Genomic DNA, 13743 nt, shown 5'->3' on the forward strand with positions numbered 1-13743 from the left:
CGTGCAATCTCTGGGACAGGCACCGGTCTGCGTGTTGTTCGCCCCGGTCCCATTTGTTAGAACGCCGCTCTCAGGGCTTTGCCATGGCATTTCGTCTCATCTCGTTCCGTCACGCCGGCGTCGCAGCCGGAGCGCTGGCGCGCGGGCTGGTCGCGATGGCGCTCGCCGTGAGCCTCAGCTGGGGCGGGGTGCTGTATGCCGCCAACCAGAGCGTCCAGGGCGCCAAGAAGACCGAGGATGCCGGCTTCGACGGCGACGCTCCCACCGCAATCCTGATGGAGGCCTCCAGCGGCAGCGTGCTGTTCGAGAAGAATGCGGATGAGCTGCGCGCGCCCTCCAGCATGATGAAGCTCGTCACCGCGGAGGTCGTGTTCAACGCGATCAAGAAGGGCGACATCAAGCTGACCGACGAATACCGGATCAGCGAGAACGCCTGGCGCAAGGGCGGGGCGCCCTCCGGCACCTCGACCATGTTCGCCGCCATCAACAGCAAGGTCTCGGTCGATGACCTGCTGCATGGCGCGATCATCCAGAGCGGCAACGACGCCTGCATCGCGCTGGCCGAAGGCATCGCCGGCAACGAGAAGATCTTCGCCTCCGACTTCATGACCAAGCGCGCCCGCGAGCTCGGCATGACCAAATCGACCTTCGCCAATTCCAACGGCTTGCCCGACCCCGGCAACAAGATGACGGTACGCGAGCTCGGCATGCTCGCGCGGCACATCATCCTGGACTTCCCCGAATTCTATAAACTGTTCGGCGAGAAGGAGTTCACCTGGAACAAGATTCGCCAGCCCAACCGCAATCCGCTGCTCAATTCGATGGAAGGCGCCGACGGACTGAAGACCGGTTACACCAAGGAAGGCGGCTACGGCATGGTCGGCTCGGCCGTGCAGAACGGCACGCGGTTGATCGTCGTCGTCAACGGGCTTGAAGACGTCGAGGACCGCGCCACCGAAGCCAAGAAGATGCTGGAATGGGGATTTCGAAATTTCGAGACCCGCACGCTGATCGCGGCAGACCAGCCGGTCGGCTATGCCAAGGTGTTCGGCGGCGAGAGCCGCTCGGTGAAGCTTGTCGCGAAAGAGCCGGTGAAGGTGATGGTGCACAAGAGCGGCGGCGACAAGCTGATCGCGCGCGTCGTCTATAGCGGCCCGGTGCGCGCACCGATTCAAGCGGGACAGTTGGTCGGCGTCGTCAGGGTCTGGCGCGGCGGCAATATCGCGGTGGAAACGCCTGTTTATGCGGCCGAGTCGATCGGCACCGGCTCGACCGTGCGGCGCGCGATCGACGGCGCCAGCGAGCTCGTCATCGGCATGTTCCGCGCAGGCGCCGAGAAGCTCTGATCATGAGTGAGAGCACGGGACAGCGGCCGTCCGGACGCGGACGCTTCATCACCTTTGAAGGCGGCGAGGGGACGGGCAAGTCGACCCAGATCAAGAAGCTCGCCGATCGTCTCGGCGCGGCCAGGCTCCGCACCCTGGTTACGCGCGAGCCGGGCGGTTCGCCGGGCGCCGAGATCATGCGCCATCTGGTGCTGTCTGGCATGGGCAAGCTGCTCGGACCGGAGGCGGAGACGCTGCTGTTCGCGGCGGCGCGAGATGACCACGTCCGCACCGTGATCGAGCCCGCGCTGAAGCAGGGCGTCTGGGTGCTGTGTGATCGCTTCGCCGACTCGACGCGGGCCTATCAGGGCAGTCTCGGCAGCGTGCCTGCGGAGTTGATCAACGCCATGCAGCGGGTCACGATCGGCGACCTCAAGCCTGACCTCACCATCATCCTCGATCTGCCGGTCGAAATCGGCCTGGCCCGCGCGGCGGTACGGCGCGGCAGCGGCACGCCTGACAGGTTCGAGGGCGAGAAGCTTACCTTCCATCAAGACCTGCGCGAGGCCTATCGCAAGATCGCCGCGGACGAGCCCGCGCGCTGCGTGCTGATCGACGCGAATTCCGACCCCGACACGGTCGCCGGGCGCGTCTGGACCGCGCTGCGCGATCGTCTCCTGCCGACGCCGGCCTCGGTGGTCTCGGCATGAGCCCGCGTCAGGTCGAGCGCGAGAGCGCCATTCCGCATCCGCGCGAGACGAGCCTTCTGTTCGGCCATCGCGAGGCCGAGACCGCGCTGCTGACCGCCTATCGCAGCGGGCGTATTCCGCACGCCTGGCTGATCGGCGGGCCGCAAGGGATCGGCAAGGCGACGCTGGCCTATCGCATGGCGCGCTTCGTGCTCGCCCACGGCCAGCCGCTTGCACCTGCTGTCCAGAACGCCCGGGACCTCGCGATCGATCCAGATGATGCCGTGGCGCGGCAGGTCGCAGCGAGTTCGCATGGCGGCCTGCTGACGCTGGAGCGCACCGCCAACGACCGCGGCGTCATGCGCACCGTCATCACCGTCGACGAAACGCGCGAAACCATCTCGTTCTTCGGCTCGACGGCTGCCGCGGAAGGCTGGCGCGTCTGCATCGTCGACACCGTCGACGAGCTCAACCCAAATGCTGCGAACGCGCTTCTGAAAATCCTCGAGGAGCCGCCGCAGCGATCGCTATTCCTTTTGGTAAGCCACGCACCGGCGCGCGTGCTTGCCACCATCCAGTCGCGCTGCCGCAAGCTGCGCCTGCGCGCGCTTTCAACCGACGAGGTGATAGGGGCAGCCGCCGCGGCCGCTGATCTCGCGCCGACCGATCTCGCCCTGCGCGAGGCCGCAGAAGCCTCCGAGGGCAGCGTTGCACGGGCACTGACGCTGCTCGGCGGGGATGCGCTGAAACTCCAGCAGCGCACGGCGGCACTCCTGGCGCGACTGCCGGAGGTCGATCCGCGCGAGTTGCACACCCTCGGCGAATCGCTCGGTACCAGCGACCGCGTCGCGCTTGCGGCCTTCATCGACGGCGTCGATCGCTGGATCGCGGACCGCCTGCATGCGGACGAGGCCAACGCCAACCAGAACCTGCCGCGCCTTGCGCGCCTAGCCGAGGTATGGGAAAAGATCGTCCGCGCCGCGCGCGACACCGAAACCTATAATCTGGAGCGAAAGCCCTTGGTTTTCTCGGTGTTCGGCTGGCTGGCGGACGCAACGCGCTAGAGCACGATCCGGAAAAGTGCGGAGCGGTTTTCCGAAATGAACGTGCTCAAAGCAACAACCTAACGCAAATTCGATTTCATATTTCGAGAAGCCGGTAAAGGAATTCGTCGTGGCAACGCGAGCTAAGAAAACCGCCAAGGGCAAGAAGGTTGCGAAAAAGGCAGCCAAGACGACTGCCAAGAAAGCCACGAAGAAGGCCGTGAAGGCGCTTGCGCGCAAAGCTGCCAAGAAGGTCAGAAAGACCAAGAAGGCTGCCGCGAAGAAAGGCGTGAAAAAGGCTGCCGCGAAAACAGCAAAGAAGGCAGGCAAAAAGGCTGCGAAGAAGCAGGTCGTCGCCAAGAAGACGGTGAAGAAGGCAGCTAAAAAGGCAGTCGAGGCTCCCACGAAGAAGGCGGCCAGGAACGCGACAGCACCGGCCGTCATCGCCGCACCGGCTTCTGGTGTCGCTCCGCCGAAGGCTGTGAAGCCCAAGGTCTCAAGACCCAAAGCCCGGCCTGCGCCGAAGCAGGCAGCGTCCGTTGCCGCCCCCGCGCGCGACAATGTTTTCTACATCACCACCGCGATCGCCTATCCCAATGGCAGTCCTCATATCGGCCACGCCTATGAGGCGATCGCCACCGACGTGCTGGCGCGTTTTGCGCGGCTCGACGGCAAGGATGTGTTCTTCCTGACCGGTACCGACGAGCACGGCCTGAAGATGGTCCAGACCGCGCAGAACGAGGGCCTGACACCCGCCGCGCTCGCAGCTCGCAACGCCGCCCGCTTCAAGGAGATGGACGAGCGACTGAATGTGTCGTTCGACCGCTTCATCCGCACCACGGAGGAGCAGCACCATCGCTCGACCCAGGAGATCTGGCGTCGCATGGAAGCGAACGGCGACATCTATGCCGACACCTATTCCGGCTGGTACTCCGTGCGCGACGAGGCGTATTACGCCGAGGACGAGACGCGCCTGAACGACGACGGCGTGAGGTTGGGCCCGCAGGGCACGCCGGTCGAGTGGGTCGAGGAGAAAAGCTATTTCTTCCGTCTCTCGGCCTATCAGGACAAGCTGCTGAAGCTCTACACGGATCGCCCCGACTTCATCGGACCCGACTCCCGCAAGAATGAGGTGGTGAGCTTCGTGAGGGGTGGCCTGCGCGATCTCTCGATCTCGCGCACCACGTTCGACTGGGGCGTGAAGGTACCCGGCGACGAGGAGCACGTGATGTATGTCTGGGTCGATGCGCTGACCAACTACATCACCGGCGTCGGCTTCCCCGACGAGAGCGACAAGAACTGGCGCTATTGGCCGGCGGACGTCCACATCATCGGCAAGGACATCATCCGCTTCCACGCGGTGTACTGGCCTGCATTCCTCATGTCAGCCGGCATTCCCGTGCAGAAGCGGGTCTATGCCCACGGATTCCTGTTCAACAGGGGCGAGAAGATGTCGAAGTCGGTCGGCAATGTCGTCGATCCCTTCAACCTTGCCGACCAGTACGGCGTCGACCAGATGCGCTATTTCTTCCTGCGCGAGGTGCCGTTCGGGCAGGACGGCAACTACAATCATGAAGCCATCGTCGCGCGCATCAATGCCGATCTCGCCAACGATCTCGGCAACCTCGCGCAGCGCTCGCTGTCGATGATCGCCAAGCAACTCGGTGGCGTTCTGCCGGCGCCCGGCGAGTTCAGCGACAACGACAAGGCGATCGTGGCGATGGCCGACGGCATGGTCGCCGCGTCGCGGGAGGCAATGTCGACGCAGCAGATCCATCAATGGCTCAATGCCGTGTGGGCCGTGGTCGCGGAGGCCAACCGCTATTTCGCGGGCGAGGCGCCGTGGGCGCTGGCCAAGACCGATCCTGTCAGGCAGAAAACGGTGCTCTACGTCACCGCCGAGGTCGTGCGCCAGATCGCGATCCTGGTCCAGCCGGCGATGCCGACAGCCTCGAGCTTGCTCCTCGACAGCCTCGGCATTCCCGCGGACGAGCGCAACTTCGCAATGCTCGGCGGCGCGAAGCGGATCGCACCCGGCTCGACGCTGCCAGCGCCGACGCCGGCCTTCCCGCGCTACATCGAGCCGGCGGCCTGAGGCGTTGACCGGCAACTCGGAATTCACGCGCGCCTTGGGCGACCTGCGCTGGATTCCGGGACCTGTACCATCCCTCACCTGATCACCTTAGACAGGTATCCAGATGGGTAACGAATCGCGCGACTGACGATGACTGCGCGACTTCGTCGGAGTCATTGATCCGAATCAATGCAATTCGTGTCATGGACTCCGCTCTTCGCACCTAAGCAAATAGGTGAGAATTGAATCCACTGGCCATCAAAGAGGACGGCAAGACGCTCGGAAGGTTTGGTAGTTTGCCCAGACTTGGACTGCGGCAGCGATTACGAAACCTACGATTGGGGAAGGGGGCCGCACATCGAGACCAGACAACAACCGATTTGCGCGCGAGCGAGGCGAGGTTCAAAGGAGTCCTGGCGGCCAGTCCAGACGCTGTTATCATAGTCAACGACGCGGGCCTGATCGAATTCGCCAGCGACCGTGTCACGGATATCTTCGGATATGCGCCTGGCGAGCTTGCCGACAAGCCAATTGAGGTGCTCATCCCCGAACGATTTCGTGGTGCACACCTCGATCAGCTCAAAACCTATTTCAGGAAGCCGACGACCCGGATGATGGGAAGTGGGCTGTTCCTATGGGGCCGTCGCAAGGATGCGACGGAGTTTCCAGCGGAGATCAGCCTCAGTCCGGTTGCAATGGCCGATAGAGCCGCCGCAATCGCCGCGGTGAGAGACATTTCTGCTCGCAGAGCCCTTGAAGCCCTTCAGCAAAAAGCAGCGGAAGCCTTGCGGGAAAGCGAAAGGCGCCTGAGATACTTCATCAAATACTCTCCGGCCGCGATTGCGATACTCGATAAGGAACTGCGCTACCTCGTTTACAGCGACCGGTGGCTCGCCGACTATGGCCTCGCGGGGCGGGACCTGCGCGGGCTGTCACATTATGAAGTCTTTCCTGAGATCCCGGATCGCTGGCGCGACATTCATCGCCGCGCACTTGCAGGCGAGACGCTTCGTGCCGATGAAGATTCGTTCACGAGGGGCGACGGGCGCGTGCAATGGCTGCGCTGGGAGGTGCGCCCCTGGTTTGACACCCTTGGCAATATTGGCGGCGTTGCCTTCCTGACCGAGGACATCACGGATCGCAAGCGGATGGAAGCGCAGCTGTTGCAGGCGCAGAAGATGCAGGCCATTGGGCAACTGACGGGCGGCATCGCGCACGACTTCAACAATCTCCTGACGGTCATTCTCGGCAACGCAGAAACCTTGCTGGACGAGATGAAAGATGACGATGCACATCGAAAGCTGGTCGAACCTATCTTTGCGGCCGCCGAGCGCGGCGCAGGTCTGACGCATCTGATGCTCGCCTTTGCTCGTCGCCAGGCGCTCGAGTCGAGCACTTTTGATCTGAATGAGGTCGTGACGCGCATGAATGCGCTGATGCGACGCACTATTGGCGAGAATGTCGAAGTCGATCTTCGGCTGACGAAATCGTTGTGGAGAGTAACAACCGATATCCGTCAAATGGAGACTGCAATTCTCAACGTCGTTCTCAACGCGCGCGATGCGATGCCGCAGGGAGGCAAGCTGACGATCGAGACTGGCAATGTCGAACTGTCGGAAGATTATGCGGCCCACAGTGTGGAGGTGATTCCGGGCCAATACGTCATGATGGCCCTGTCCGATACGGGAAGCGGCATTGCGCCCGAAATACTCGATCGCATCTTCGAGCCGTTCTTCACGACCAAGCCCGTCGGCAAGGGAACGGGCCTTGGGTTGAGCATGGTGCACGGCTTCGTCAAGCAGACCGGCGGCCACATCCAGATCTACAGCGAGGTCGGACACGGCACCTGCGTGAAGATCTTTTTGCCACGTGCCAAAGCCGATGCGACGACCGCTGTTCCATCAGCCTGGACTCCTGCAACTCTCGCGACGGGCACTGAATCGATCCTCGTTGTCGAGGACGATCCTCATGTGCGCCTATTCGCGGTCCAGCAATTGCGCCGCTTGGGTTACAGTGTGACCGAGGCCAGCGACGGACGTTCCGCGCTGCAGGAGGTGGCGCGTTCAGGTGCGCCCGATCTGTTGTTCACAGATGTCGTCATGCCTGGCGGCATGACCGGAAGCCAACTCGCCGAGCGGGTCGGGCAGATGGCCCCCGGCATCAAGGTCCTGTACACCTCGGGCTATACCGAGAACTCGAGCCTCCATCATGGCCGGCTGGATCCCGGTGTGCATCTGCTGCAAAAGCCATACAGGAGCGAGAAGCTCGCGCACAAGGTACGAGAGGTTTTGGACCTCTGATACCGCAGCAACTGCTGGTCTCAGCGTTTGGGTGAATGTGCTTCGGAGCCGGCCGACTGAGCCATTTTCGGTCCCGTTGACGTCCCCGCACGCTTCGCCTACCTGTGAAAGGATGGTCCCGTCCGACCTCGGGACTCTTTGGAAAGCGATACTCGAAAAATGCTGGTCGACAGCCACTGCCATCTGGATTTTCCCGACTTTGCGGAAAATCTCGACGGGATCGTGTCGCGTGCCCGTGCGGCCGGCCTCACGCGCATGGTCACGATCTCGACGCGGGTGCGCAGGCTCGATCAGCTTCTCGCCATCGCCGGGCGCTACGACGACGTCTATTGCACGGTCGGCACTCATCCGCACAACGCGGATGAGGAAGACGGCATTTCGCCGGACGAACTGATCGCCCTCACGCAGCATCCCAAAGTCGTTGGGCTCGGCGAAGCCGGGCTCGATTATTTCTACGATGACGGCTCACCGGAAGCGCAGGCGAGGGGCTTTCGTGCCCACATCGCGGCTGCCCGCGCCACCGGCCTGCCGCTGGTAATCCATACCCGCGAGGCGGATGAGGATTGCGCCCGCATCCTGGAAGAGGAGGCGGCGAAAGGATCGTTTCGCGCCGTGCTGCATTGTTACACCGGCGGGCGCGAGCTGGCGCTGAAGGCTGTGTCGCTCGGGCTCTATATCGGCTTCACGGGCATCCTGACCTTCAAGAAGTCGGATGCGTTGCGCGCTCTTGCGGCCGAATTGCCGTCCGACCGTATTCTGGTTGAAACAGACTCGCCCTACCTTGCGCCGGGCAAGTTCCGGGGCAAACGCAACGAGCCGGCCTATGTGGTCGAGGTTGCGAAGGTGCTGGCCGAGACGCGTGGCGTGTCGTTTGACGAGATCTCACGCCAGACCAGCGAAAACTTCTTCCGCCTGTTCTCCAAGGTGAAAGCTTGAGGTTCAGAGCCGCATGACGCTGACGCTGACGATCCTGGGCTGCGGCTCTTCCGCCGGCGTGCCGCGCCCGGCCCTCGGTTGGGGTGCCTGCGACCCTGCGAATCCCAAGAACCGCCGCCGCCGCTGCTCGCTGCTGGTCGAAAGGACATCGCACCACGGCACCACGCGCATCGTGATCGACACCTCGCCCGACCTGCGCGAGCAGTTGATCGCGACCGACGTCGACCACATCGACGCAGTGTTCCTGACGCATGAGCATGCCGACCAGACCCACGGTATGGACGACCTGCGCTCCGTGGTGATCCACATGCGCAAGCGCATTCCCGTTTATTTCAACCAGTCGACCGCGAAAGACATCATGGCGCGGTTCTCGTACTGCTTCATCTCGCCGGAGGGCAGCGATTATCCGCCGATCCTGACGCGGCATTCGATCGAGGCCGGCGGGAGCCAGATCGTCATCGGCAAGGGCGGAGATGTGACCATGACCGCCTTCCTGGTCCAGCACGGCAACATTCCCGCCCTCGGCTATCGCATCGGCAATGCCGCCTACACGCCCGATCTCAACGACATTCCGCGCGAGAGCTGGGGCGCCCTGGAGAACCTCGATCTCTGGATCGTCGACGGCCTGCGCTACACCGGCCATCCCAGCCATTTCAGCATCAACGACGCACTGTCCTGGATCGAACGCTTCAAGCCAAAGCGTGCCGTCATCACCAACATGACCGCCGACGTCGATTACGAGGTCATCCGGCGGACGCTGCCCGTGGGCGTGGTGCCGGCCTACGACGGGCTGCGGCTGGAGACCGTGTAGGCCCGGCTGGGGGAAATTCTCCAACGCGCCGGCATCTTCCTTGCTTGCAGGGGCCGTATCGTGTTGGTCTAACGTCTCAAAGACAGGCGTGTGACGGCGGCCATAATCAACGAAGCCGGCAACGCGCCGAATATTGGGGTGCGCGAGGATTGGGGGCCGCATTGGCGGAGCATGACGACATCGAAGCACCGGGACTGCTCCGGCGCGCTCTCGACCTTCTCTATCTCGGGGCGGGCTATGCTGCCGGCATGTTCCTGGTCGCGATATTTGCGATCATGATGGTCATGTCGGTCGGCAGGCAATTCGCGATCAACATTCCGGCCGGCGACGATTTTGCGTCCTGGTGCATGGCCGCGATGGCCTTTCTCGGCCTGGCTCACACCTTCAAACGTGGCGAGATGATCCGCGTCGGCCTTCTGCTGGAGCGTCTGCGCGGGCGCATGCGGCAGTTCGCAGAGGTCGTGGCACTCGGAATCGCGACGATCTTCATCCTCTATTTCACCCGCTGGGGGGCGCAGATGGCCTACGATTCCTGGCGCTTCAACGACGTGGCCCAGGGCGTCGTCGCCGTCCCGCTGTGGATTCCGCAGCTCGGCTTTGCCGGCGGCCTCGCGATACTGTCGATCGCGGTGATCGACGAGATGATCAACGTGCTGCGCGGCCGTCGGCCGAGCTACGAGAAGGCATCGCCGGACGAGACGCCGGACGAGTTCATCGAGCGCATCTCGCAGGGCGGGGGAGGGTGACCATGGCCAATCTCGGCATGATCGAACTCTCGTTCATTCTGCTTGGCGTAATGATCCTGCTGCTCGGGAGCGGCGTCTGGATCGCAGTGTCGCTGGGACTCGTCGGCTTCGTGGCGATGGCTCTGACCACGAGCCTGCCGCTCGGTTCGGTGCTGGCGACCACGACCTGGAGTGCGAGTTCGTCCTGGACTCTCGCCGCTTTGCCGCTGTTCATCTGGATGGGAGAGATCCTGTTCCGGACGAAGTTATCGGAAGAGATGTTCCGAGGCCTATCTCCCTGGGTGCAATGGCTGCCCGGGCGGCTGACGCATGTGAACGTCATCGGCTGCGGAATCTTTGCGGCGGTGTCGGGCTCATCGGCTGCGACTTGCGCGACGATCGGCAAGATCGCGCTACCTGAGCTCGATGGACGCGGCTACGACAAGGGCCTCAGCCTCGGCTCTCTGGCGGGCTCCGGCACACTCGGCCTGTTGATCCCACCGTCGATCCCGATGGTCGTGTATGCAGTCACGGCCAACGTCTCCGTCTTGCAGGTATTCCTTGGCGGCTTCCTGCCAGGGGCACTCGTCATGGTGCTCTACTCCGGCTACATCATCATCTGGTCGCTGCTCAATCCGACGAAGATCCCGCCGCGCGATCCCCCGATGCCGTTCCGGCGGAAGCTCAAGGAGTCGGCCAAGCTCGTACCGTGCCTGCTGCTGATCCTCGCCGTCTTCCTCTCGCTCGTGCTTGGCTTTGCAACCGCGACCGAATGCGCAGCATGGGGCGTCACGGGCGCGCTGCTGCTGGCGTGGTGGAGCGGAACGCTCACGCGCAAGAACTTCGTCGAGAGCGTCATGAGCGCGACGCGCCTGACCTGCATGATCATGCTCATCCTTGCGGGAGCCGCCTACACCACCGCCGCAATGGCCTATACGGGCATCCCGGCGGCACTCGCCACCTGGGTCCAGGGGCAGCAGCTCACGCCCGGCATGCTCGCACTGTATCTGAGCATCATGTACATCATCCTCGGCTGCCTGATCGACGGCATCTCGATGATCGTGCTGACTGCCGTCATCGTGCTGCCGATGGTGAAGCAGGCCGGGCTCGATCTGGTGTGGTTCGGCGTCTACCTCATCATTCATGTCGAGATGGCGCAGATCACCCCGCCTGTCGGCTTCAACCTGTTCGTGCTTCAGAACATGAGCGGTCGCGATACCCTGACTGTCGCCCGGGCGGCGTTCCCGTTCTTTGTGCTGCTTCTAGCCGCCGTGTTCATCATCACCGAATATCCGCAGATCGTATTGTATCTGCCCAAGCTCGCGTTCCCCGACTGAGGTTGGCGCGTTTTACCGTGAGGAGAAGTTCGATGACGTCTCGCTTGTTGCTCTCAGGACTGATCGCTGGCGCGCTGTTTGCCGCCACGCCTGCCTTCGCCCAGACCAAATGGAATTTGCCGGCGGCATATCCGGTCGACAATCCGCACTCGGAAAACCTGGTGGCGTTCGCCAAGGACGTCGAAGCCGCCACCTCCGGCAAGCTTCTGATCACGGTTCATCCCAACGCCTCGCTGTTCAAGGCGCCGGATATCAAGCGCGCCGTGGTGACCGGGCAGGCGCAAATGGGCGAATTGCTCCTTTCGATCCACGAGAACGAAGATCCGGTGTTCGGCATCGATGTCGTGCCGTTCCTTGCGACGAGCTTTCCCCAAGCGATGAAACTATATCAGGCGTCGAGGCCGCTGATCGAAAAGAAGCTGGACGCGCAAGGTCTCAAGCTTCTGTTCGCGGTGCCGTGGGCGCCGCAGGGCGTCTACGTCAACAAACCGCTCGCCTCGATCGAAGACATGAAAGGCCTCAAATGGCGCGCTTATAACGTCGGTACCGCGCGTATCGGCGACTTGGTCGGTGCCCAGTCGGTCACGATTCAGGCCGCGGAGCTGCCGCAAGCGCTGGCCACGGGCGTGGTGAATTCATTCATGTCGTCGGGCGGGACGGGCTACGATTCCAAGGCCTGGGAGTCACTGAAGTACTTCTACGATGTGCAGGCCTGGATTCCGAAGGACTACACGTTCGTCAACAAAGCCGCGTTCGAGGCGCTCGACAAGCCGACACAGGAGGCCATTCTCAAGGCCGCCGCCACCGCGGAAACGCGCGGCTGGAAGGCATGGGAAGAGAAGGCCAATTGGTACATCGATCAGCTCAAGGCCAAGGGCATGACCGTTGAGCCGCCCAGTCCGGCGCTGAAGGCGGGTTTCCAGAAGATCGGCGAGCAGCTTGCCACCGACTGGCTCAAGAAGGCCGGTGCGGACGGCCAGGCCATTATCGACGCCTATAAGAAGATGTAACGACAAAGAGAAATCCCGTTCGCAGTCGTGCATGCGGGCGGGATTTCTCGCTTGTGTCTTGCAGATCGATCACCAGGCGTAGCGGACAATCGCCTTGCCGGTGTAAGCGCGCACCAGGCTCGACAGCTCGCTGTCGAAATTTGCGCTGGCCGACCAGCCGTTCATGCCGCGCAGCTCGAGAGCTACGCCTGTCAACGCCGAGTTCGGCGCAAGCGCCGTGGTCCCGATCACGAAACCTTGGCCGGAACCTTGGCCGGAGATCGCCTGGAACACTGCAGGCATTGCCTGCATCGCGCTGAAATCATGCGCCCAGGCCACGCGCCCACGCAGATCGAGCAGACTGCCCGCCAGCACGAAGGACATGCTCGTGCGCAGGCCGAGCTCGCTCCGCCCGTCGGTGAAGCTGTTACTGATCGCTGACGGCTGGGATGGATCGGCGTAGGACGACTGTCCCGTGTAGGCGGCGAGGCGGAACATCGTCACCTGGCCGGCCACGTAGGGCGTGACGCCGAGCCATGGCGTCGCGATCCGGTAGCCGCTCTCGATACGGCTGGAATAGGCGTTGGCGTTGACGGCGGCGCTGAGCTGATCGCCGCCGGCAATGGCCGTCTGCCGATCGCTGGTGATAGCCTGCCAGCCATAAGCCAGCGCGGTCGCGACATAGGCCGCGCCGATGGAGCGCCTGACGAAGGTGCCGGCCTGGAACAGGTCGGAGCGGCCGCTCGAAAAACTATTGGCAAAGCCGGTGCCGCCGCCGGCGAGCGCAAATCCCATCCGCGTCTGCGGCGAGAGCGAGTAGTCGGCGCCGACGGCCGTGGCGTAGCTGCGGGCCGACGAACCGTTGCCGTCGGTCGTGGCCTGCGAACCGCCGAAGCCCGCAGCCCATATGCTCCAATGCGGAGCTGCAAGTGACGGCTTGCCGTAGATTGCCGCATAGGCCTCGCGCCCGATGCCGCCATGCGTGCGGTCGTTGCCGAGATCGGCATAGTTCGAGAGCTCCGTGTCGAACTCGGGACGGCCAAGGCCGCGTCCATCGATCGCGGGATCGAGCAGGGTCTGGGTGAACTGCGTCATCGCGAGGAACGTGGCCTGCGCGGTCTCGGTCTGCGAGGAAGCCGCGGAGCCGGCAAAGGCCTGTCGCATGCCGAGCCTGCCTGCGCCGGCGAGACCTGGCGGCACGGCGCTCCAGCCAGGGTTCGACTGCATCCCCGGGCCGCCAATATTGCCGGCGCCGTACGGTGCGCCACCAAAACCCGGCATCGGGGGTGGGGTAGCGAACATCGAGCCGCCGCCCATGCCGCCAAAGCCATTGCCATTGGCAAAATTGCCGAAGCCGCCGGGCGGGTTTGGACCGGGATAGCCAAAATTCTCGGAGCCTGCGAAAGCACCGTACTCGCGCATGACCTGCGCGTCCGCCGCGCGCGATAGCAGCAATCCGGCCACCAATAGCAGCAGCGCCAGACGCACACGCACGTCTGTGCTCACGACACGAA

At 63.2% G+C, this 13743-nt stretch carries 11 protein-coding genes; 10 read left to right on the forward strand and 1 reads right to left on the reverse strand.

All coding sequences use genetic code 11. From position 1 onward, the window contains the following. The first annotated feature begins 83 nt into the window (after positions 1-83). The 10 genes from XH90_RS19120 to XH90_RS19165 all read left to right on the forward strand — a co-directional run bounded on the left by XH90_RS19120 (position 84) and on the right by XH90_RS19165 (position 12250). Complete coding sequence (locus XH90_RS19120; RefSeq protein ID WP_194475906.1) at positions 84-1346, forward strand: D-alanyl-D-alanine carboxypeptidase family protein; 1263 nt, start codon at positions 84-86, stop codon at positions 1344-1346. 2 nt (positions 1347-1348) lie between these two features. Further along, positions 1349-2035, forward strand: coding sequence for a dTMP kinase (gene tmk, locus XH90_RS19125; protein ID WP_194475907.1), 687 nt, complete (start codon positions 1349-1351; stop codon positions 2033-2035). Then, on the forward strand, positions 2032-3078 hold the full coding sequence (locus XH90_RS19130) for a DNA polymerase III subunit delta' (RefSeq protein ID WP_194475908.1): 1047 nt from the start codon (positions 2032-2034) through the stop codon (positions 3076-3078). The genes tmk and XH90_RS19130 overlap by 4 nt, the downstream gene beginning before the upstream one ends. Before the next feature lie 109 nt (positions 3079-3187). Continuing rightward, entirely contained in the window at positions 3188-5152 is a 1965-nt protein-coding gene (gene metG / locus XH90_RS19135) for a methionine--tRNA ligase (protein ID WP_194475909.1), read from the forward strand. Between the two features lie 221 nt (positions 5153-5373). After that, positions 5374-7431, forward strand: a complete 2058-nt coding sequence (locus XH90_RS19140) for a PAS domain-containing sensor histidine kinase (RefSeq protein ID WP_194475910.1) — start codon at positions 5374-5376, stop codon at positions 7429-7431. A gap of 159 nt (positions 7432-7590) precedes the next feature. Further along, positions 7591-8367 (forward strand): TatD family hydrolase, encoded by a 777-nt coding sequence (locus XH90_RS19145; protein ID WP_194475911.1) that lies wholly within the window; start codon positions 7591-7593, stop codon positions 8365-8367. Positions 8368-8380: 13 nt separating this feature from the next. After that, positions 8381-9178, forward strand: coding sequence for an MBL fold metallo-hydrolase (locus XH90_RS19150; protein WP_194475912.1), 798 nt, complete (start codon positions 8381-8383; stop codon positions 9176-9178). Positions 9179-9327: 149 nt separating this feature from the next. Further along, positions 9328-9924: a TRAP transporter small permease gene (locus XH90_RS19155; RefSeq protein WP_194475913.1), complete on the forward strand. Its 597-nt coding sequence runs from the start codon at positions 9328-9330 to the stop codon at positions 9922-9924. 2 nt (positions 9925-9926) lie between these two features. Then, positions 9927-11240 carry a TRAP transporter large permease gene (locus XH90_RS19160; protein WP_194475914.1) on the forward strand — a complete coding sequence of 438 codons (1314 nt, stop codon included), beginning with the start codon at positions 9927-9929 and terminating at the stop codon, positions 11238-11240. A gap of 32 nt (positions 11241-11272) precedes the next feature. Continuing rightward, complete coding sequence (locus XH90_RS19165) at positions 11273-12250, forward strand: TRAP transporter substrate-binding protein (RefSeq protein WP_194475915.1); 978 nt, start codon at positions 11273-11275, stop codon at positions 12248-12250. Between the two features lie 69 nt (positions 12251-12319). On the opposite strand, the gene XH90_RS19170 is transcribed toward XH90_RS19165, so the two are convergent. Then, positions 12320-13723 (reverse strand): autotransporter outer membrane beta-barrel domain-containing protein, encoded by a 1404-nt coding sequence (locus tag XH90_RS19170; protein WP_194475916.1) that lies wholly within the window; start codon positions 13721-13723, stop codon positions 12320-12322. Positions 13724-13743: the final 20 nt, after the last annotated feature.

The organism is Bradyrhizobium sp. CCBAU 53338 (genome assembly GCF_015291665.1).
Classification (GTDB): Bacteria; Pseudomonadota; Alphaproteobacteria; order Rhizobiales; family Xanthobacteraceae; genus Bradyrhizobium.

Excerpts from the sequence above, each read along its gene's own strand:
- XH90_RS19130 (WP_194475908.1), top strand. The coding sequence starts at position 2,032 with ATGAGCCCGCGTCAGGTCGAGCGCGAGAGCGCCATTCCGCATCCGCGC.
- XH90_RS19160 (WP_194475914.1), top strand. The coding sequence starts at position 9,927 with ATGGCCAATCTCGGCATGATCGAACTCTCGTTCATTCTGCTTGGCGTA.
- XH90_RS19145 (WP_194475911.1), top strand. The coding sequence starts at position 7,591 with ATGCTGGTCGACAGCCACTGCCATCTGGATTTTCCCGACTTTGCGGAA.
- tmk (WP_194475907.1), top strand. The coding sequence starts at position 1,349 with ATGAGTGAGAGCACGGGACAGCGGCCGTCCGGACGCGGACGCTTCATC.
- XH90_RS19150 (WP_194475912.1), top strand. The coding sequence starts at position 8,381 with ATGACGCTGACGCTGACGATCCTGGGCTGCGGCTCTTCCGCCGGCGTG.
- XH90_RS19165 (WP_194475915.1), top strand. The coding sequence starts at position 11,273 with ATGACGTCTCGCTTGTTGCTCTCAGGACTGATCGCTGGCGCGCTGTTT.
- XH90_RS19120 (WP_194475906.1), top strand. The coding sequence starts at position 84 with ATGGCATTTCGTCTCATCTCGTTCCGTCACGCCGGCGTCGCAGCCGGA.